The 19,221-nt window shown below is 71.5% G+C and carries 19 protein-coding genes; 12 read left to right on the top strand and 7 right to left on the bottom strand.

Translation table 11 applies throughout. The features are described from left to right. Positions 1-11: 11 nt before the first annotated feature. On the bottom strand, positions 12-1,085 hold the full coding sequence (locus tag ACFQS1_RS16440; protein WP_378968836.1) for an ABC transporter substrate-binding protein: 1,074 nt from the start codon (positions 1,083-1,085) through the stop codon (positions 12-14). A 246-nt stretch (positions 1,086-1,331) separates the two neighbouring features. On the opposite strand from ACFQS1_RS16440, the gene ACFQS1_RS16435 reads away from it, so the two are divergent. The 6 genes from ACFQS1_RS16435 to ACFQS1_RS16410 all read left to right on the top strand — a co-directional run bounded on the left by ACFQS1_RS16435 (position 1,332) and on the right by ACFQS1_RS16410 (position 7,185). Further along, positions 1,332-2,639, top strand: a complete 1,308-nt coding sequence (locus ACFQS1_RS16435) for a M16 family metallopeptidase (RefSeq protein ID WP_378968834.1) — start codon at positions 1,332-1,334, stop codon at positions 2,637-2,639. Further along, entirely contained in the window at positions 2,636-3,955 is a 1,320-nt protein-coding gene (locus ACFQS1_RS16430) for a M16 family metallopeptidase (protein ID WP_378968832.1), read from the top strand. The genes ACFQS1_RS16435 and ACFQS1_RS16430 overlap by 4 nt, the downstream gene beginning before the upstream one ends. A 122-nt stretch (positions 3,956-4,077) precedes the next feature. Further along, positions 4,078-5,037, top strand: coding sequence for an NAD(+) diphosphatase (gene nudC, locus ACFQS1_RS16425; RefSeq protein ID WP_378969115.1), 960 nt, complete (start codon positions 4,078-4,080; stop codon positions 5,035-5,037). A 102-nt stretch (positions 5,038-5,139) separates the two neighbouring features. Continuing rightward, entirely contained in the window at positions 5,140-6,033 is an 894-nt protein-coding gene (locus ACFQS1_RS16420) for a phytanoyl-CoA dioxygenase family protein (protein WP_378968830.1), read from the top strand. A 22-nt stretch (positions 6,034-6,055) separates the two neighbouring features. Next, entirely contained in the window at positions 6,056-6,532 is a 477-nt protein-coding gene (locus ACFQS1_RS16415) for a hypothetical protein (RefSeq protein ID WP_378968829.1), read from the top strand. Next, positions 6,529-7,185 carry a hypothetical protein gene (locus ACFQS1_RS16410; RefSeq protein ID WP_378968827.1) on the top strand — a complete coding sequence of 219 codons (657 nt, stop codon included), beginning with the start codon at positions 6,529-6,531 and terminating at the stop codon, positions 7,183-7,185. Before ACFQS1_RS16415 ends, ACFQS1_RS16410 begins: the two co-directional genes overlap by 4 nt. Before the next feature lie 14 nt (positions 7,186-7,199). Here the strand turns inward: ACFQS1_RS16410 and ACFQS1_RS16405 are convergent, their stop codons facing one another. Beyond that, positions 7,200-7,442: a mycoredoxin gene (locus tag ACFQS1_RS16405; protein ID WP_378968824.1), complete on the bottom strand. Its 243-nt coding sequence runs from the start codon at positions 7,440-7,442 to the stop codon at positions 7,200-7,202. Positions 7,443-7,523: 81 nt separating this feature from the next. On the opposite strand from ACFQS1_RS16405, the gene ACFQS1_RS16400 reads away from it, so the two are divergent. From ACFQS1_RS16400 to ACFQS1_RS16390, 3 genes are all read left to right on the top strand, one after another. Further along, positions 7,524-9,671 (top strand): ATP-dependent DNA helicase UvrD2, encoded by a 2,148-nt coding sequence (locus ACFQS1_RS16400; RefSeq protein WP_378968822.1) that lies wholly within the window; start codon positions 7,524-7,526, stop codon positions 9,669-9,671. A gap of 147 nt (positions 9,672-9,818) precedes the next feature. Beyond that, complete coding sequence (locus tag ACFQS1_RS16395; protein WP_378968820.1) at positions 9,819-10,196, top strand: hypothetical protein; 378 nt, start codon at positions 9,819-9,821, stop codon at positions 10,194-10,196. Positions 10,197-10,337: 141 nt separating this feature from the next. Next, positions 10,338-10,700: a WhiB family transcriptional regulator gene (locus ACFQS1_RS16390; RefSeq protein WP_020513791.1), complete on the top strand. Its 363-nt coding sequence runs from the start codon at positions 10,338-10,340 to the stop codon at positions 10,698-10,700. Positions 10,701-11,019: 319 nt separating this feature from the next. Here ACFQS1_RS16390 and ACFQS1_RS16385 read toward each other — a convergent pair whose 3' ends face one another. The 4 genes from ACFQS1_RS16385 to ACFQS1_RS16370 all read right to left on the bottom strand — a co-directional run bounded on the left by ACFQS1_RS16385 (position 11,020) and on the right by ACFQS1_RS16370 (position 15,083). After that, positions 11,020-12,279, bottom strand: a complete 1,260-nt coding sequence (locus ACFQS1_RS16385) for a M18 family aminopeptidase (RefSeq protein WP_378968817.1) — start codon at positions 12,277-12,279, stop codon at positions 11,020-11,022. Between the two features lie 17 nt (positions 12,280-12,296). After that, on the bottom strand, positions 12,297-13,643 hold the full coding sequence (locus ACFQS1_RS16380; protein WP_378968815.1) for an ABC1 kinase family protein: 1,347 nt from the start codon (positions 13,641-13,643) through the stop codon (positions 12,297-12,299). A gap of 78 nt (positions 13,644-13,721) precedes the next feature. After that, positions 13,722-14,723 carry a hypothetical protein gene (locus tag ACFQS1_RS16375; protein ID WP_378968813.1) on the bottom strand — a complete coding sequence of 334 codons (1,002 nt, stop codon included), beginning with the start codon at positions 14,721-14,723 and terminating at the stop codon, positions 13,722-13,724. Between the two features lie 198 nt (positions 14,724-14,921). Then, positions 14,922-15,083, bottom strand: coding sequence for a DUF5679 domain-containing protein (locus ACFQS1_RS16370; protein ID WP_015625326.1), 162 nt, complete (start codon positions 15,081-15,083; stop codon positions 14,922-14,924). A gap of 431 nt (positions 15,084-15,514) precedes the next feature. Between ACFQS1_RS16370 and ACFQS1_RS16365 the strand changes: the two genes are divergently transcribed. Both ACFQS1_RS16365 and ACFQS1_RS16360 read left to right on the top strand, forming a co-directional pair. Next, positions 15,515-16,048 (top strand): M48 metallopeptidase family protein, encoded by a 534-nt coding sequence (locus ACFQS1_RS16365; RefSeq protein ID WP_378968810.1) that lies wholly within the window; start codon positions 15,515-15,517, stop codon positions 16,046-16,048. 120 nt (positions 16,049-16,168) lie between these two features. Then, the gene (locus tag ACFQS1_RS16360; protein ID WP_378968809.1) at positions 16,169-16,765 is read left to right on the top strand and encodes a hypothetical protein; all 597 of its coding nucleotides are present in this window, start codon (positions 16,169-16,171) and stop codon (positions 16,763-16,765) included. Between the two features lie 4 nt (positions 16,766-16,769). On the opposite strand, the gene ACFQS1_RS16355 is transcribed toward ACFQS1_RS16360, so the two are convergent. Next, entirely contained in the window at positions 16,770-18,056 is a 1,287-nt protein-coding gene (locus ACFQS1_RS16355) for a zinc-dependent metalloprotease (protein WP_378968807.1), read from the bottom strand. Positions 18,057-18,168: 112 nt separating this feature from the next. Between ACFQS1_RS16355 and ACFQS1_RS16350 the strand changes: the two genes are divergently transcribed. Continuing rightward, a complete protein-coding gene (locus tag ACFQS1_RS16350; protein WP_378968806.1) occupies positions 18,169-19,200 on the top strand; it encodes a YlbL family protein in 1,032 nt (343 codons plus the stop codon). Positions 19,201-19,221 lie beyond the last annotated feature (21 nt).

Below are 19,221 nucleotides of genomic sequence, written 5' to 3'. Positions count from 1 at the left end.
GATTCCGCCTTTCAGGCCGCGGCGTCGCTGACCTCGGGCCGGCCGGCCGCCTTGAGTAGCTCGTTCAGCGGGCCGAGGTCGTAGATGCCGTTGAGGTCGACCGGCTTGAGCAGGCCGACGTCCTGGGCGTGCTGGGCGCTGGTGAACAACGAGGACGCGATCGGGTCGGCGGTGAAGGTCAGGTTCTGGAACGACGCGGCGAGGATGTTGTCCTTGAGCGGCTTGCCGGAGAGCGCCGCGAGCTGGTCGTTGGCGGCCTTCTGCGCGCCGGTGTTGTCGGCCTTGATGTAGTCCAGCGCCTTGAGGTGACCCTGCAGCAGCTTCTTGACCGTGCCCGGGTACTTCTTGAGGAACTCCTGCGTGACGATCAGGTGAGTGGTGACGAACTGGCCACCGGGCCACAGCTCCTTCTCGTCGACCAGCACCTTGCCGCCCGACTCGAGCTGCAGCCGGCTGTAGTAGGGCTCGGGCACCCAGGCGCCGTCGATCGCGCCCTGGGCGAACGCCTGCAGGATCGTCGCGTTGTCCTGGGGCAGGATCGAGACGTCGCCGCCGCCCTGGGTGTCGGCGTTGAGCCCGTTCTCTTTGAGCCAGGCGCGCAGCGCGACGTCCTGGGTGTTGCCCAGCTGCGGGGTGGCGATCTTCTTGCCCTGGAGGCCGGCCGCGGTGGTGATGCCCGGCTTGACCACCAGGCCGGCGCCGGCCGAGGTGCTGCCCGCGATGATCTTCAGACCCTCGCCCTTCGACTGCGCCCATCCGTTGATCGCCGGGTTCGGGCCGATGTACGTGGCGTCGATGGCACCCGAGAACAGCGCCTCGATCGCGGCCGGGCCGGCGTTGAACGTCTTGGCCTCGAGCTTGGTGCTGCCCAGCGCCTCCTGGAAGAAGCCCTTGTTGACCCCGAGCAAGGCGGGCGTGTGGGTGATGTTCGGGAAGTAGCCGAGGCGGATGGCCGAGGCCTCGGCGGACCCGCTGCCCGAGGCGGAGGCGGCGTCCTTGTCGTCGCCGCCGCAGGCGGTCAGGGCGGTCGCGGTTATCAGGGCGGTGGCGGCGAGGGCAAGCGCACGGAGGGTGCGGGAGCTCATGCTCACTCCTAGTTACTCGTTATCGGGGACAGTTCGGCAAGGGTCTTGTGGTCGACGACGACCTCGATGGCTTCCGCGACGGCGACCCGCACTCGGCTAAACCCTGCTTCCCCTATCTGATGCATGGGAATAATGGAGGAAGTGGGAATCGGACGTCAAGCCCACGACCGGATGGCGGGAACGTGGCGTGGCGCTCCGGTGACCTGTCGTCGCCACGGCGTACACCGGGCGCGCTAATGTCAAGCCGTGGCGCGCAGAGGCAAGATTCCGGCAACGAAGTACCCGGTGGAGCGGTTCACGCTGGACAACGGTCTGCGGGTGGTCCTCACGCCCGACCGCAGCGCGCCCGTGGTGGGCGTGGCCGTCGTCTACGACGTGGGCATCCGCTCCGAGCCGGAGGGGCGCACGGGCTTCGCCCACCTCTTCGAGCACCTGATGTTCCAGGGCTCGGAAAACCTGGAGAAGCTCGCCCACTTCCGGCACGTGCAGGGCGCCGGCGGCACCTTCAACGGCTCCACCCACCTGGACTACACCGATTACTTCGAGGTGCTGCCGTCCGGCGCCCTCGAGCGGGCCCTCTTCCTCGAGGCCGACCGCATGCGCGGCCCCCGCCTGACCGAGGAAAACCTGCGCAACCAGATCGACGTGGTCAAGGAGGAGATCCGCGTCAACGTGCTGAACCGGCCGTACGGCGGCTTCCCCTGGCTCAAGCTGCCGCCGGTCATGTTCTCCACGTTCGCCAACAGCCACGACGGGTACGGCTCGTTCGGCGACCTCGACAGCGCCACGGTCGAGGACGCGAAGGCGTTCTTCGACCGCTATTACGCCAGCGGCAACGCGACCCTCGCGGTGGCCGGCGACTTCGACGTGGCCGCGGCCACCGTCATGATCGAGCGGCACTTCGGCGACGTGCCGGCTCGCCCCGCGCCCACGCTGCCCGACTTCGACGAGCCGGCCCTCGACGCCGAGCGGCGCGACGCCTACACCGACCGCCTCGCCCCGCTGCCCGCCGTGGCCGCCGGCTGGCGGGTGCCCGACCCGATCGCCGGCTTCGCCGACTACCTGCCGTTCGTCGTGCTCGCCGAGGTGCTCACCGACGGCGAGGCGTCCCGCCTGGTCGATCGGCTCGTCCAGCGCGACCGCTCGGTCACCAGCATCGGCGGGTACATCGGCTTCATGGGCGACGAGTTCCAGGTGCGCAACCCGACCGCCCTGCTCCTGCAGGCGCACATGCCGCCCGGCGGCGACGCCGAAAAGGTGCTGCGCACGGTCGACGAGGAGCTCGACCGCCTGGTGCACGACGGCCTCGCCGCCGGCGAGCTCGAGCGCACCCAGGCGCGCATCGCGACCCACCTGCTGCGCGACACCGACGCCGTGCTGGGCCGGGCGCTGCCGATGGCGGTGCTGGAGCTGCAGCGCGGCCGCCCCGAACTGCTCAACGATCTGCCCAAGCTCGTGGGCGAGGTCACCGAGGCACAGGTCGTCGCCGCCGCGAGCGCCCTGCGCCCCGAGTCCCGCGCCGTCGTCGAGGTCACCCCGGGAGCTGCCCAATGACCAGCAAGACCCTGCCCGACCTCGTCCCCGACGCCAAGCTCAAGCTGCCCAAGCAGGCCGAGCGCACGCTCCCCGGCGGCCTCACCGTGATCGCCATCCGGCGCTCGGCGGTGCCGCTGGTCGAGCTGCGGCTGCGGGTCCCGTTCGGCAAGGCGCCGCTGCCTCGGGCCACCCTGCTCTCCCAGGCGCTGTTCACCGGCACCGGCACGATGTCGAGCGTCGACATCGCGGCCGAGCTGCAGACGGTCGGCGGCGGCCTCTCCGCCGGGCTCGACCCCGACCGGCTGCTGGTCACCGGCAACGCGCTGGCGAGCGGCCTCGACCGGATGCTGGAGATCCTCGCCGCGGTCCTGACCGACCCGGCGTACCCGAAGGCCGAGGTGGCGACCGAGCGCGACCGCCTCGTCGACCACATCAACGTGGCGCTGAGCCAGCCGGCGCACCTGGCCCGGACGGCGTTGCTGAAGCGGATGTACGGCAAGCACCCGTACGCGATCCAGACGCCCGAGCCCGAGCAGGTCCGCGGCGTCCGCCCGGCCCAGCTGCGCACGCTGCACGCCGAGCGGCTCCGGCCGGAGGGCGCGGTGCTGGTGCTCGTCGGCGACATCAACCCCGACAAGGCGATCGACGCCGCGGAAAAGGCGCTGGGCAGCTGGACCGGCCCCGGTAAGGACGAGACGACGCCCGCCACGCCGCCGCTCGAGTCCGGCCCGCTGATCCTGGTCGACCGGCCCGGCTCCGTGCAGTCCTCGCTGCGGATGGCGCTGCCGGCGGTGCCGCGCACCGATCCGCGGTACGCGGCGCTCCAGCTGGCCAACATGGTCTTCGGCGGGTACTTCTCGTCACGCTGGGTGGAGAACATCCGGGAGGACAAGGGCTACACGTACGGGCCGCACACCGCGATCGAGCACTACCTGGCCGGTTCGGCGCTGATGGTCGCGGCCGAGGTCGCCACCGAGGTGACCGGCCCGTCGCTGCTGGAGACCCTCTACGAGCTGGGCCGCATCGCGAGCCTGCCGCCCGGCGAGGAGGAGCTCGAGCAGGCCCGGCGCTACGCCCTGGGCACGCTGCGGCTCGGCATGTCCACCCAGGCCGGGCTGGCCGGCCTGGCCAGCATGTACGCGAGCTTCGGCCTGCGCCTCGAGCACCTGCGGGAGCACTCGGCGGCGCTGGCCACGGCGACGCTGGACGACGTGTCGGCGGCGGCGGCCGAGTTCCTGGCGCCGTCGCGGGCGATCACGGTGGTGCTGGGCGACGCCGAGAGGGTCGAGGCCCCGCTGGCCGCGCTCACCCCGGTAGTGCGCGGCACCGCGTGAGCACCCCCGAGGTCCCGGCGACGCCGCCGGCCAGCAGCACGCCCGAGTTCCCGGCCCTGCCGGCCCGCAGCACGCCCGAGTTCCCGGCCCTGCCGGCCCGCAGCACGCCCGAGTTCCCGGCCCTGCCGGCCCGCAGCACGCCCGAGTTCCCGACCCCGCCGCTGGCCCGCAGCACGCTCGACCGTTCCGCGCTGCGCCGGCGAGACCAGGCCTGGCTCGCCGAGGCGTGGTCGCGCGGCCTGGTGCTGGTGGTCGACCCGCGCGGCGGCCGCGCCCTGGTGGCGGACCGGCCGGACGGCGGCGTCGGGCTGGTGCTGCTGGCCGCCGCCGACGCACCGGAGGCCGAGCGCCGCTTCCTGGGCGTCGACACCGACGGCACCACCCTCTGGACGCTCACCGCGCCCCTGCCCGAGGTCGAGGGCGCCCGGGCGGTGACCCTGCGCGACGTGGGTCACCTGCTCGACGCCCGCGACGCCGGGCTGTTCACCACCGCGGTCGCGCTGAGCAACTGGCACGCGAGCCACGGCTTCTCGCCGCGTACCGGCCTGGCTACCACCGCGGCCGAGGCCGGCTGGGTGCGGCGCGATCCCGACGGCAACGAGATGTGGCCGCGCACCGACCCGGCGATGATCGTGCTGGTGCACGACGGCGTGGCCGGGCCGGACGGCCGCTGCCTGCTCGGGCACAACGCCACCTGGCCGGTCGGCCCGGACGGCGTCATCCGCTTCTCGTGCCTGGCCGGCTACGTCGAGCCGGGCGAGTCGGCCGAGGCCGCCGTGCTGCGCGAGGTGGCCGAGGAGGTGGGCATCCCGCTGACCAGCCTCACCTACGCGGGCAGCCAGTCCTGGCCGTTCCCGGGCTCGCTGATGCTCGGCTTCCACGCCACCGCCGACCCGGCCGCGCCGATCCGGCTGGATCCCGAGGAGATCGACGAGGCGCACTGGTTCACCCGCGACGACATCGCCAAGATGATCGCCGGGGACTTCGTGCACCCCGGCTCCGGTGTCCGGATGAGTCCGCCGATGCGCTCTTCGATCGCGTATTACCTGATCGAAACGTGGTTGGGCGGTTTCGCCCGATAACGTATTGACGTTCCTCCAAATGAAAAAGTTTTCTCGTTCCGGAGTAACCAAAACGGGCCTCTGCTGCGTCTCGAATACAAAGACCGAGAGGTGGATTCTTCGATGACGCAGGTGGAAGCGCCCGCATGGGTGCCCATGACGGAGGACGAGCGCGCCCAGTTCGACCGGGACGGGATCCTCGTCGTTCCCGGGGTGCTCAGCGCCGGTGAGATCGAGGTCGGGCGCAACGCGATCCAGGCCGCGTACGAGCGGGCCCAGCAGCCCGGCGGCCACGGGCTGAACGCGACCGGCGCCTTGCACCAGCTGTCCGCGGTGACCTCCGTCCCCGAGCTGGCGTACCTGATCGATCACCCGGTGGCGTTCAAGTACATCTGGTCGCTGCTCGGCTGGAACATCCACATCTACCACTCCCACGTGGACGTGCACCCGCAGATCCACGAGAAGCAGAAGGAATGGTGGCACTGGCACCAGGACGGCGGCCGGCAGAACCGGGAGATCGAGACCGATCCCCGCCCGATGTTCTCCGTGAAGCTCGCGTTCTGGTTCTCCGACGTCAGCGAGACCGGCCGGGGCAACTTCACCGTGATCCCGGGCAGCCACAAGACCAACTGGCTGCCCGGCCCGCCGAACCGCGGCGTTCCGTGGCCGCAGCCCGAGGGCGCGACCCAGATCACCGCCAACCCGGGTGACCTGGTCGTCTTCGACCGGCGCATCTGGCATGCCCGCTCGGACAACTACTCGCCGTTCACCCGCATGGGCGCGTTCTTCGGGTACACGTACCGCTGGATCGCGGGCCGTGACGACGTGGCCGGCCTGCCCGGCCAGTCCTGGTTCGATGGTCTCGACCCGGTGCAGAAGCAGCTGCTCGGCCACTGCCCCGAGGGTGACGGCACCGGCGATCACGCCTGGGGCCACTACCCGGAGACCACGCCGCTCTACGGCGCGCTCAAGGAGCGGGGCCTGCTCGACTCCAGCATTCCGGCTCTCATCCCGTAACTACCCCGTTAGAGTCCCCTATATGGGGCAAACCGGGACATTGGACAAGGCGGCGACCGCGGCCGGCCGGCTCATCCTCGAGGCGATGGAGGAGGAGCGCCCGGCGCGGTCGCTGTCGCGTCTCGGCGACTCGCCGCGGGCCGTACGCCTGCTGCGCGAGCTGTTCGTCGTGGCGGTGCGCCGCAGCTTCGTCGGGCGCGATCCGCGCGACATCACCCGCTACGTGCGCGACCTGCTCGAGTATCAGTCGCTGCCGGCCGGCGGGGAGCTGGCCCGCGAGGCCGAGGCGATGATCCGGGCCGGGATCGCCGAGCCCGAGCTCGTCCACGGGGTGCCCGAGCTGCGCCGTTTCGAGCTGATCTGTCACGTGGTCGGCGACCTGGCCCGCCCGCCCGGGGCGCCGGAGGCGGAACTGCACGCGCTGGTCGATCAGGCCGAGAAACGGGTGGCCCGGTTCGACCGGCCGCGCAACCGGGTCGTCGGCCGGAGGACGCTGTGAAGAAGAACCGGCGCCGGTCCCTGCGTGCCGCCGAGCCGACGTCCGCCATGCCCGTCCCGGCCGCGCCGGTCGAGGTGCGGGAGCGCCCGGCCCTCGCCAAGAGCCGTCGCCGGTCTCGCCGCTCGGAAACAACGTCGGCGCGGGCGGACGACGCCGCGCGGTCCCCGGACCAGCCGGCCGTCGGGGCGCTCTCCGGCCAGCTGCCGCCGGGCACGGCGCGTGCCGCGGGGGTGATCGCCACCGAGGCCGGGCGCTATCTGCGGCAGGCGGCACGGGACGAGGCGCCGTCGCGGTACGGCTCGCCGGCCGGCGCGGTCGACGACTCGGCACGCCGGGTGTGGGAGATCGCATTCGGTCTGGCGGTGCGCCGGCGGTTCGAGCCGGGCGCGCCGCTCGCCGAGATCGGCCGGACGGTCGCGACCGCCGTGCACGACCACGCGGCCGCGGCGATACCGACGCTCGACGCCGAGATGCTGGTGCGCGCGGCGCTGGGCGAGGTGGTGCCGGTCGGCGACATCGACGAGGGCGTGCGTATCGCCGTACACCTGCTGCTCTTTGCCTCTCTCGCCGATGAGCTGGCCCTCGGCGATGCCGAACTGGACCAGCTCATCGGGTCGGGAGAGGAAGAGGCGGCGGCCTTCGCCGGCGGGTGAGTCAGGCGGGTGAGTCAGGCGGCGATGGCCGCGAGATGGTCCTTGACCTGGATGATCGACGGGTTGGTCAGCGCGGACCCGTCGTCGAAGCGGAGGGTCGGCACGGTGCGGTTGCCACCGTTGACGCTCTGCACGAACTCGGCGGCCGCCTCGTCCTGCTCGATGTCGACGACGTCGTAGGCAATTCCCTCGCGGTCGAGCTGCGACTTGAGTCGGTGACAGTAGCCGCACCAGGACGTCGAATACATGGTCAACATCGGTCAAGGATCCCTTCGGCTGAATCACATGGCACTTCGCCGTGCGGCATAACGTCAGACCGGGGTGCCATGATTCCCAGCGTGCGTACTGATGCGGTGCTGGCCGGTCTCGACCCCGAGCAACGGACGGCGGTGACCGCGCCCGCCGGGCCGGTCTGCATCCTGGCCGGCGCGGGCACCGGCAAGACCCGGGCGATCACCCATCGCATCGCCTACCGCACGCTCACCGGCGAGGTCAGCCCCCGGCATGTGCTCGCCGTCACCTTCACCGCCCGCGCCGCCGCCGAGATGCGCGCCCGGCTCGGCGCCCTGGGCGCCACCGGCGTGCAGGCCCGCACCTTCCACGCCGCGGCCCTGCGCCAGGTGCGCTATTTCGCCCCCCGCCTGCTCGAGGGCCGCCAGATGCCCGAGCTCCTGGAGTCCAAGGCCCGCATGGTGGGCCTCGCGGCCGCCCGGGCGGGCGTGCGCGCCGACCGCACCGGCGCCCGCGATCTGGCCTCCGAGATCGAGTGGGCGAAATCATCCCTGGTCGAGCCGAGCGAGTACCCGGTGGCCGCCACCAAGGCGCTGCGCGAGCCCCCGCACGAGCCGGCCAAGGTCGCCGAGGTCTTCGCGGCGTACGAGACGATCAAGCGGCGCCAGGGCGTGATCGACTTCGAGGACATGCTGCGCGCCGCGGTCTGGGGGATCGAGGAGCACGCCGACGTCGCCGAGGAGATCCGCAATCAATATCGCCACTTCGTGGTCGACGAGTATCAGGACGTCAACCCGCTGCAGCAGCGACTGCTCGACGCCTGGCTGGGCGGGCGCGACGACCTGACCGTGGTCGGCGACGCCAGCCAGACGATCTACTCGTTCACCGGCGCCACGTCGGCCTATCTGATCGATTTCCCGAGGCAGCGGCGCGACGCGGTGGTCGTCCGGCTGGTCCGCGACTACCGCTCGACCCCGCAGGTGGTCGGGCTGGCCAACGCGGTGATCCGGCAGGCCCGGGGCAGCGAGGCGCGGCTGCGGCTCGAGCTGGTCGGCCAGCGCCCGTCCGGCCCCGAGCCCGAGCTCAAGATCTTTCCCGACGAGGCGGGCGAGGCGACCGCGGTGGCCCGGCGGTGCCGCGAGCTGATCGCCACCGGCATTGCGGCCAGCGAGATCGCGATCCTGTTCCGCACCAACGCCCAGTCCGAGACCTACGAGGAGGCGCTCACCGAGGCCGAGGTGCCGTATGTGGTGCGCGGCGCCGAGCGGTTCTTCGAGCGGCCCGAGATCCGGCAGGCGATGATCGCGCTGCGCGCCGCCGTGCGCTCCACGCCCGGCGAGACGCCGCTCGTGCCGGCGGTCGTCGAGGCCCTCGCGGCCACCGGGTGGTCGCGCGAGCAGCCGCCGGCCGGCGGCGCCGCCCGCGAGCGGTGGGAGGCGCTGGCCGCGTTGGTCGCCCTGGCCGAGGAGTACGCGAAGGCGCCCGCCCTCGTGCCGATCGGCGTGGCCGGGGCAGTGCAGCGCGACGTCTCGCTCGCGGCGTTCAACGACGAGCTGGCCCGCCGCGCCGAGCAGCAGCACGCGCCGACGGTCGAGGGTGTGACGCTTGCCTCACTGCATTCGGCCAAGGGGCTCGAGTGGGACGCGGTGTTCCTCGTGGGTCTCTCCGACGGGACGCTGCCGACGACGTACGCGAAGACCCCCGACCAGCTTGAGGAGGAGCGCCGCCTGCTCTATGTCGGGGTGACCCGGGCCCGGCAATGGCTGTGGCTTTCCTATGGTCAGGCCCGCTCGGCGGGCGGGCGGCCGCGGCGCCCGTGCCGCTTCCTGCCGCAGCTCGAGCGCAACTCGCCGGCCGAGCGGGCCGGCGAGCGGAGTCGGAAACCCGACCGGCGGCGCCCGCAGGTGTCGTCCTGCCGCGTCTGCGGGGCCACCCTGCTGGCCGGCGCCGACCGCAAACTGGGCCGCTGCCCGTCCTGTCCGTCCGATTTGGACGAGGACCTGCTGGAACGCTTCCAGACGTGGCGCAAGACCACCGCCGAGGAGCTCAAAGTCCCTGCGTATGTGGTGTTCACCGACGCCACGCTGGTGGCCATGGCCGAGCGGCGCCCGAGCACCCCGGCCGAGTTGCTGGCGATCGCCGGGATCGGGCCGCGCAAGCTGAGCCAGTACGGGCAGCAGGTCTTCGCTCTGGTCGGCGGCGCCGACCCCGACGAAGTGTCGTCCGGAGCCTCGGCAAAAAACTTTGGAAACTAGTCCGTTAATTCGTTTGCCCTCGCCTCCGGGGGAGGCATAGCCTCAGGACACACCACGGCGAGCGAGCCTGCTCGCCCGGGTCCGAAACACCAAGAGGGATCGAGTTTCGATCCCACCGAGCGCAACGTTCTGGAGGAGGTGGCAACGATGGAGATCTACACGATGACGCAGCGACCGTCGATGCCGCTGACCCGTGCCTGCGCTCCGTCGGCCGCTCCGATCGCTTTCCGGGCGACCCCGGTGGCTTTCCGGGCGAACCAGTGGCCGACCGTTTCCCTGACCGCACCTGCCGCCGCTCCGGTGGCTGTGCTGGCCGCGGAGCGGGCTCCGGTTTCGCGGGTGCACCAGGCCCAGGCCCAGGCCGAGCTGGCCCAGGTCCTGATGCTTACCAACGGGATCACTGGCACCAACGGCACCACCAGCACCAGCACCATCAGCACCACTGGGTTCAAGGGCATCGATGGCTCCAGCAAGCGCTACACGGATGGCGCCGACGGTGTCCCGCCTCGAGGAAGGCCGGTCTGATAAACCAGACCTCCGGCTCACCTCGAGGCCGCGGAACCCGTACAGGGTCCGCGGCCTAATTTTTTGCCGGCTCACCGGCCGGTGCACGACCAGCACTGCGATCCAGAAGATCGAAGAAGAAGAGAGAGGTGACCGGGCTTTATGAGTCTGGCGCTGGCCCCGATCGACGTGAGCGTCGACATCGAGGCAAACCTGCCCTGTCGGAAGTTCGACCCGGACCTGTGGTTCTCGGACTCCCCGGCCCAGCTGGAGCTGGCCAAGTCGCTCTGCGGGGACTGTCCGCTGCGCGTCGAGTGCCTCGCCGGCGCGGTCGAGCGGAACGAGCCCTGGGGAGTCTGGGGCGGCGAGATTTTCGAGCGCGGCGCCGTGGTTCCGCGCAAGCGGCCCCGTGGCCGTCCGCGTAAGGCGGACGTGGCGCGCGACGCCGAGCTGGCAGTCGAGGTCGAGGAGCGGCTCGCCGCGAACGGTCTCGAGTCCCGCAACCAGGTCCGCCTCGCGGCCTGACCCGACAACTCCCTCCCCATACCGGCCTTCCGAGGCCACCTACCGAAAGCAGAGACCGAGAATGAGCACGAATGGAGCTTCCAAAATGAGACTTCTCCAAGAAGCGTTGTCCAGGGCTCGAATGCCTCGGCCTCAGCGTGACTACACACCTGAGGCACACCGTCCCGCTCGCCTTGTAGCCATGAAGGCCCACCACCGGGCCTCCCGCGAACTCGGCGGTGGGCGTTACTGAGACCCGCTGACGCGATGAGAACTCACCATTGACGAAAGCCCGTCCGCGTTCGCGCGGACGGGCTTTCGCTGTGCCAACCGCGGGATCTCAGGCGGCGCCCGCGAAGAACAGCTCCGTCGCGGCCCTCAGGTAGGCCGGGTCGTCGACGTGACAAAGCTCACGCGCCGAGTGCATCGAGAGCAGCGGCGTCCCGACGTCCAGCGTCGGGATGCCGATGCGGGTCGCGGTGAGCGGGCCGATCGTCGAGCCGCAGGGCACCGCGTTGTTCGACACGAACGGCTGCCACGGCACGCCGGCCGCCTCGCAGGTGCGCGCCCACAGCGCCGACCCGAGCGCGTCGGTCGTGTAGCGCTGGTTGGCGTTGACCTTCAGGAGCGGGCCGCCGCCGGCGGCCGGCCGGTGTGTCGGGTCGTGCTTGTCGGGCCGGTTCGGGTGCACGGCGTGCCCGGCGTCGGCCGAGAGGCACCACGATGCCGGGATCGACCGGTGCAGGTCGATCTCCACGGCCGCCGCGACGCGTTCCAGCACGTCGGCGAGCATCGGGCCGGACGCGCCGGAGCGGCTCTCCGACCCCAGCTCCTCGTGATCGAAAGCGGCCAGCACCGCGACGGCGTCGCCGCCCTCGAAGCCCAGCAACGCGGTCAGCCCGGCGTGCACCGAGGAGAGATTGTCGAGGCGGGGCGCGGCGAAGAGGGATCGGGAAGCGCCGAACCGGGCCGGGGCGGCGGTGTCCACCGTCACCACGTCGTGCCCGATGATCTCGGCGGCCGAGACCCCGGCGAGCTGGGCCAGGTGGGTCAGCACGTCCGGGCCGTCGACGGCGAAGATCGGCTGCACGTCGCGCTGGCGGTCGGGGGCGAACGACGTGTTCACCTCGCGGTCGAGGTGGATCGCCAGGTGCGGGATGCGCGCGAACGGGCCGGTGCGCACCAGGTGGGTCGTGCCGTCGCGGGTCACGAGCCGGCCGGCCAGCTCCAGCTCGCGGTCGAACCAGGAGGCGATGATCGGGCCGCCGTACACCTCGACCGCGGCCTGCAGCCAGCCGTTCGACGCGAGCGCCGGGCGTGGCTTGAGCTTGAACGTCGGCGAGTCGGTGTGCGCGCCGAGGATGCGGAACGGCGTGGCCGACCCGACCTGGCCGGGCAGGGCCAGGGCGATCACCGCGCCGTCCCGCACGAGGACGAGCCGGGCGCCGGGGCGGACCGCCTCGCGCCAGTCGGCGGTCTCGTCGAGCGCCGCGTAGCCGGCCTCGGTCAGGCGCCGCGCCACCTCGGCCGCCGCGTGGTAAGAGCTGGGCGAGGCCTGGATGAAGCCGCCGAGATCGTCGATGTGGGCCGAGGCGTCCATCGCCCTATCCCATCAGATCATGCGACCGGCGCGAATCCGGGCAGCCACTTCGCCACGATCGCCCGGTACGGCGCCTGGGCCTCCAGCTGGCACAGCACGCCGATCGAGCCCAGCGTCACCCGGTGGATCAGCAGGTAGGAGGGCGGGAGGTTGAGCTTGCGACTCAATTGGTAGGCCGGGCTGCGCGGGCTGCTCAGCCGGGCGGCCTCGCCGCGCAGCCAGGAGCGGGTGAACCGGAACTCGTCGACGGCGAGCGGCTCGATCATCGGCCGCAGGAACTTGAGGACCGCGTCGGCGTCGAGCTCGTCGTCGGGCTTGATGAACCCCTCGTCGCGCAGGCCGTCGGCGACCGCCTCGGCGTCGCCGTCGAGCGCGAGCCGCACCAGCCGCCCGATCGGCTCGGGGTGGCCGCCGGGCAGCCGGGCCACCGCGCCGAAGTCGATCACGCCGAGCCGGCCGTCCGGCAGGATGCGGAAGTTGCCGGGGTGCGGGTCGGCGTGCAGCAGGCCGGCCCGGGCCGGTGCCGAGAAGTGCAGGGTGGCCATGAGCCGGCCGGCCTCGTCGCGCTCCGCGGGCGAGCCGTCGCTGATCACCTTGGCCAGCGGGGTGCCCTCGACCCACTCGGTGACCAGCACCCGCGGCGCGGCCGCGATCACCCGGGGGACGTAGATCTCGTCGTCGCCCTCGAAGGCGGTCGCGAAGGCGGTCTGGGTCTCGGCCTCCATCGCGTAGTCGAGCTCCTCGGTGATCCGGGCGCGGAGCTCGGCCATCAGCGGTTTGATGTCCATCCCCGGCTGAATGATCTTGAACATGCCGGCCAGCAGGGACAACTGCTTGAGGTCGGCCAGCAGCGCTTCGCCGGCGCCGGGGTATTGCACCTTGACCGCCACCTCAACGGTCTTCTGCCGAGCGTTCTTGCGGGCCTTCGGCAGCTTCCACTGCGCGCGGTGCACCTGGCCGATGCTGGCCGCGGCGGCCGGGCTGTCGTCGAACTCGGTGAACTTCTCGCGCCAGTCGTCGCCGAGCTGCTCGGCCAGCGCCTTGTGCAGGCTGGCCACCGGCATCGGCGGCGCGGCTTCCTGGAGTTTGGTCAGCGCCTGCCGGTAGGGGCCGGCCATCTCCTCGGGGAGCGCGGCCTCGAACACCGACAGCGCCTGCCCGAATTTCATGGCGCCGCCCTTGAGCTGCCCCAGGACGCTGAACAGTTGCTCGGCGGTGCGCTGCTGGATGTCGGCCGAGATGACGTCGGTCGCTATCCCGACGGCGCGCTTGCCGAGGCCGAGCGCGGTGCGCCCGGCGAAGCCCAATGGCAGCGCGGCCAGTCTCGCGGTGCGGGACGCGGCACGACGCGGTATGTCGCTCACCAGATCATTGTGACCGACGAATCGCCGGCCAACCGCCCGGCCGATGCGGCTTCGCCCGTTATCAACCCAAAACTCCGGTCAGCGGGCACACGGACACTCCGGATGCGGGCGCCAGCTGCGCCGCCGGATCCGGCCGGGCGCCGTGATCTCGGCGGTCGCCCCGGCGGTCTGCGGGGTGCCGCCGTCGAGGAAGGTCAGCGCCTCGGCGACCGCATACGCCGTCGTTGCCAGCAGCGTGCTGACCGCGCACGGCTCGACGCCGGCCGAGACCGGGCCGGGCCAGGTCGCGTCCCGCTCGCGACGGTGCAGGTCCAAGCAATGCAGACACGGCCGGCCGCGGGGGCCGACGAGCGGGCCGACCACCGCGGCGCCCTCCCGGATGGTCACGGCCAGGTGCGGTTGGCGCCGGACCGCCAGCGCATGCGCGAGCACGGACACCGGCTCGTCGTGGTCGAGCTGGATGCGCAGGGTCGGTGCGATGCGGCGTACCCCCTCGGTGGTCCCCGGCACCAGGAGCGACAGAACCTCCTTGATCGCGTCGCGCCGCCGCCGGCCGACATCGGCGCCGCGTAGCGGCCCGCCGGGCAGCTCGCCCGGTTGCACCTTGCCGGTGACATCGGGCCGCACGTGCCCCACGCCCGCCTGGGCGAGCGCCACCGCGATCGGGGCGGCGAGCCGCCCGTGGCCGGCCAGCAGCACGTGAGCCGCCAATCGGCGCCGCAGCGACTGAGCCGGGGCGGGCATGCCGTGCAGCGCCAGCGCGGCGGCCTCGCCGGTGAGCCGGCGCCGGGCGTCGGCCCCGAAACTCGGCGGGACCAGCGACGACGCCGGAAGGGTGAGGCCGGCCGTCCGCAGGGTCTCGAGCAGCGAGCGGCAGTGCTCCTCGGGGATGCCGAGCTCGGCGGCGCCGCGCAGCACGACCCGCTCGGAGCGGCTGCCGTCGAGCAGGTCGAGGACCTTCTCGCAGCGCTCGTCGGGAAGGCGCAGCAGCAGCGCCCGGGCCGGGTCGGAGCCGATCTGCAGCTCGCCGGGCCCGCGCCAGACGCGGGGGAGGCCGGGAATCAGGGTGGGGCGGTTCACCGTGACAGGTTGTCACGCCCACGGTGCGGAGCGAGTTGGTTGTCCACAGGTCCGGCGGGCGCGGGAGGCTCGTTGTCCACAGCTAAACGCGAGTTATCCACAGGCTCGTGCCGTTATCCACAAACTACTCAACGTGTCCGCCCCGACACGGTTATGGGGTAGAGCGACGCACCGCGCCGCTCTACCCGCAAGCGTGAATCAGGCCTTGGCCTTGCCGAGGATCCGGTTCACGGTCGTGCCACAGACCGGGCACTTGCCCTTCGCCATGTTCATGCCGGTCTTCGAGACCTCCACGGTCCCCTGGAAGTCGCGCTTCTCCTTGCACTTCACGCAGTAGCCGTTGTACGTGTTGTCGGCCACGGTTCCTCCTCGTCATGTTCGTCGGCCGGGGTCGGCCCGATGCCGTTGGTTCGCAGGTGGCGCTGAGCCGCTCCGCGGCCACGTGGATGTGGCCTCCCGCAGGGCGGTCACTACCCAGGTCCGGCCAATTCCATGTCACTTCAGCGCCGCCGACGTGAGTGTGCCGGGAGAAATCGCCCTTTTCGCGAAGTTGCGCCCGAACACGCCGGAAATTTACGGCGAAAAGGACGATTTGGGCCTGGAAGCCGCTTCGCGGCGTGCGTTACGTTGGCCGGTCCGCACAGATGTTGCGAGGGTGCAAAATTTTTTCGGTTATACGGGGAGGAAGCGCCCATATCCGGCGCGTGTCATCGCCCGTACCCTTGCGGTGACATGGGTCTCACGGATTAGCGTCTCAACGTGAACCCGAATCTGGGCCGCGCGAGCCGGTAATGGCCCGGACGCGTAAGCCTGTCGTCGAAGTGCGGCGCAGCCAGCGCCGGCGCCGGACGGTGTCCGCGTATCGCGACGGTGAGCGCGTGGTCGTGCTCATCCCGGACCGTTTCTCCCGCGCCGAGGAAACCGAGTGGGTCGAGCGCATGCTGGCCCGGCTGGCGGCCCGCGAGGAACGCATCCGGCGCACCGACGACGAGCTGCTGGCCCGGGCGCGCCGCCTCACCGCGCGCTACCTGGCCGATCAGGCCCATCAGGTGACCCCCGCGAGCGTGCGCTGGGTGACCAACCAGAACGGCCGCTGGGGCTCCTGCACCCCCGACGACGGCACGATCCGCATCTCCCACCGCATCCAGGAGATGCCCGACTGGGTGATCGATTACGTGCTGCTGCACGAGCTGGCCCATCTCGTGGTCCCGTCGCACAGCCAGCGCTTCTGGGATCTCGTGGCGCGTTACCCCAAGTCCGAGCGGGCCCGCGGCTATCTCGAGGGCATCTCCGCGGCGACCGGGCTCGTGCTCGGCGACGATTAGAAAAACCCATATATCGTACGAGGCCGCGCTCGGTCCCCGCCGCCGCGGCGATCTCGCTGCCGTCCCGGCCCGCTGCCGCCCGCATCCGGGCTGAGCTGCAACGCGGGCTAGGGTGGGTGCGTGGTACGCCGGGTCGTGGCCGCCCTCTTGGTGCCGGTCGAGTGGAGTCCGCCCGGCGTCGACCGGGTGGCCTGGCGCGCCGCGCTGGCCGAGGACGTCGTCGACCTGCTCGCCCGGCTCGCCCAGGCCGAGGCGGCCATCGCCACCACCCCCGGCGACCGCGAGCTGGCCGACGAGATCGCCTGGCCCGGCATGCACGTCTACGAGGTGCCCAGCGCGACCTATCTGCCGGTCTTCGCGGCCGCCGCGGCCGACGGCTTCGACCAGGCGGCCGTCATCGCGGCCGACGCGCCTGACATCCCCGGCATGATCCTCGGCAAGCTGCTGCAGCCCCTGGACAGCAAGGCCGTCGCCGTCGCCCCGGGCGGAGCCGGCAACGGCCTGCTGGGCGTGGCCACGAGCCTTCCGGCGCCCACCTGGCTGGTGGACCACGATCTCGACACAGCCTCGGCTCAGCTGCTGCGTAAAAAGGCGCCGCGACCCGGGGAGGTGACCTCCACCCCCGAGTGGCGGCGCCTGCGCGGACCGGCCGAGCTGGCCTCGCTCGACCCGGCCCTGGAGGGCTGGGAGAACACCCGAGCCCTCCTGGGCGGCTGAGTCGCTATTTCTGCTCGCCCGGGCCCTTCTCGTCCGGGCCCTTCTCGTCCGGGCCGCTTTCCCGGGGGGCGTCGCCCAGGTTTTCCAGCTCGCTGATGTCCCAGTCGAGGGAGCTCTGGGCGAAGGCCTGCGGGTTGGCGAAGTCGTCGTCGGTGGGCAGCAGGTCGGGGTGGCCCCAGAGAGCGTCGCGGCCCTGGATGCCGCGGTGCTCGGTGACGGCCGCCCACAGCGCCCCGGCCTCGCGCAGCCGGCGCGGACGCAGCTCGAGGCCGACCAGCGCGGCGAAGGTCTGCTCGGCCGGCCCGCCCGCGGCCCGGCGCCGGCGGAACGCCTCACCGAGGGCCGACACGCTGGGCAGGCGATCGCCGGCGGCGGTGTCGACCACGTGGCCGACCCAGCCCTCGATCAGCGCCAGCGCCGTCTCGAGCCGGGCCAGCGAAGCCTTCTGCTGCGGGGTGTCCTCGGGCGTGAAGATGCCCTCGAGCGCCATGGCCTGCATCGACTCGGGGTCGCTCGGGTCGACGCGGCTCATCGCCTCCTCGATCGCCTCCCGATTGACGGTGATGCCGTTCGCATACGTCTCGACGGCGCTCAGCACGTGCGCGCGCAGCCACGGGACGTGCCCGAAGAGGCGCTGGTGGGCCGCCTCGCGCAGCGCCACGTACAGCCGGACCTGGTCCTCCGGGAGCTCCAGGCCCTCGCCGTACGCCTTGATGTTGGCCGGCACCAGCGCGGCCGTGCCGGTCGGCCCGAGCGGAAGTCCGATGTCGCCGGCCGAGAGCACCTCGGCCGCGAGCTGGCCGAGCGCCTGGCCGAGCTGGCCGCCGAACAGCGCGCCGCCGAGCGTGGCGACCATCGACTGCATGGGGCCGAGCTGGGCCTTGGCCTCCTCGGGAACGAGATCGCCCATGGCGCCGACCATGCGGCCCGCGATGGGGTCGCACAGCTTCTTCCACACGTCGAGGGTGTTGTAGATCCACTCGTTGCGGTTCCACGCGGCGGCCACGCGGATGCCGCTCGGGAGCGCGGAGACGGGGTCGAGCCACAGGTCGGCGAGGCGGAGGCTCTCCTCGACCTGGTGGCGCTCGAACATGTTGACCGCGGGATCGCCGGACGCGGCGAGCTGGCTGGCCGCGACCTGCCGGGCCAGGTCCCAGTTCACCGGGCCGCTGCCGGGGCCGCCGGCGAACATCTGCTGCAGCTGCGCCATGAACTGCTGCATCTGCTGCGGGTCGGAGGGGTCGGGCGGCTGGGCGCCCGGCAGGGAGAAGCCGAACGGGATATCAGGCACGTAGTCAACCGTACGCGCGAAACGCCCCCCGCGGACCGGTGGTCGTGTCAGCTCAGAGAGAACGCGCTGCCAGCTCAGAGTTCGCTCAGGTGGGGACGATAGTCTCACGCGCATGAGACGTCGCGGTGTCACAGTCATCCTCGGCGCCCTGCTCACCGCGCTGCTCGCCGTCGGTGTCATGGCGGCGCCGCTGCCGTACGTCGTGCTCAAACCCGGCCCGACGGTGAACACGCTCGGTTCCAGCAACGGCACCCAGGTGATCCAGGTGACGAACGCGAAGACCACCGAGTCCGCCGGCCAGCTTCGCCTGACCACGGTGAACGTGCAGTCCCAGGTCGAGCTGGTGTGGGCGATCAGCAGCTGGTTCAGCAAGAAGGACGCGGTCGTGCCGCGCGCGCTGATCTATCCGCCCGGTCAGACCGAGAAGCAGGTCGAGCAGCAGAACGCCGAGGAGTGGACGGCGTCGCAGGAGAGCGCCGTGACCGTGGCCCTGACCAAGCTGGGCTACCCCGTGCAGACGTACGTGAAAAGCATCTCCGCCGATGGTGCCGCCACCGGCCTGCTGCGGGCCGACGACGTGATCACCGCGGTGGACGGCGCCAAGGTCACCAACCCCAGCGGGCTGACCGACGCCGTCCGGGCCAAGCCGGTCGGCACCACGTTCACGATCTCCTACACCCGCGGCGGCCAGGCCGGCAGCGCCAAGATCACGACGAAGCCCGACGCCACGGACCACAAGACGCCCCGCCTGGGCGTCGAGATCGGCACCAAGCAGCCGCACCCGTTCGACGTCAAGATCGACCTCGACAAGATCGGCGGTCCGAGCGCCGGACTCATGTTCACGCTCGGGATCATGGACAAGCTCGAGCCGGCCGACCTCACCGGCGGCAAGATCATCGCGGGAACCGGCACGATCGACGACGACGGCAACGTCGGACCGATCGGTGGCATCCCCCAGAAGCTGGTCGGCGCCAAGCGCGCCGGCGCTCAAATCTTCCTGGTGCCCAAGGACAACTGCGCCGAAGCGCTCAAGAACGCCGTGGACGGACTCCCGATGGCCGAGGTGGCCACGGTGGACGACGCCCTGACGGCGCTCAAGGCCTTCACCAGCGGTGGCACCCCGAAGCCGTGCTCGGCGTCGTGACAGATGTCGTAATGTGAGACA

Origin of the sequence: Paractinoplanes rhizophilus, assembly GCF_042664765.1 — a bacterium.
GTDB lineage: Bacteria > Actinomycetota > Actinomycetes > Mycobacteriales > Micromonosporaceae > Actinoplanes > Actinoplanes rhizophilus.
The sequence above is the reverse complement of the archived record's forward strand: the minus strand, read 5'-3'. Positions and strand labels throughout refer to the sequence as shown.

Excerpts from the sequence above, each read along its gene's own strand:
- ACFQS1_RS16390 (WP_020513791.1), top strand. The coding sequence starts at position 10,338 with ATGAGTCTGGCGCTGGCCCCGATCGACGTGAGCGTCGACATCGAGGCA.
- ACFQS1_RS16405 (WP_378968824.1), bottom strand. The coding sequence starts at position 7,442 with ATGTTGACCATGTATTCGACGTCCTGGTGCGGCTACTGTCACCGACTC.
- ACFQS1_RS16430 (WP_378968832.1), top strand. The coding sequence starts at position 2,636 with ATGACCAGCAAGACCCTGCCCGACCTCGTCCCCGACGCCAAGCTCAAG.
- ACFQS1_RS16420 (WP_378968830.1), top strand. The coding sequence starts at position 5,140 with ATGACGCAGGTGGAAGCGCCCGCATGGGTGCCCATGACGGAGGACGAG.
- ACFQS1_RS16395 (WP_378968820.1), top strand. The coding sequence starts at position 9,819 with ATGGAGATCTACACGATGACGCAGCGACCGTCGATGCCGCTGACCCGT.
- ACFQS1_RS16365 (WP_378968810.1), top strand. The coding sequence starts at position 15,515 with ATGGCCCGGACGCGTAAGCCTGTCGTCGAAGTGCGGCGCAGCCAGCGC.
- ACFQS1_RS16415 (WP_378968829.1), top strand. The coding sequence starts at position 6,056 with ATGGGGCAAACCGGGACATTGGACAAGGCGGCGACCGCGGCCGGCCGG.
- ACFQS1_RS16385 (WP_378968817.1), bottom strand. The coding sequence starts at position 12,279 with ATGGACGCCTCGGCCCACATCGACGATCTCGGCGGCTTCATCCAGGCC.
- ACFQS1_RS16440 (WP_378968836.1), bottom strand. The coding sequence starts at position 1,085 with ATGAGCTCCCGCACCCTCCGTGCGCTTGCCCTCGCCGCCACCGCCCTG.
- ACFQS1_RS16350 (WP_378968806.1), top strand. The coding sequence starts at position 18,169 with ATGAGACGTCGCGGTGTCACAGTCATCCTCGGCGCCCTGCTCACCGCG.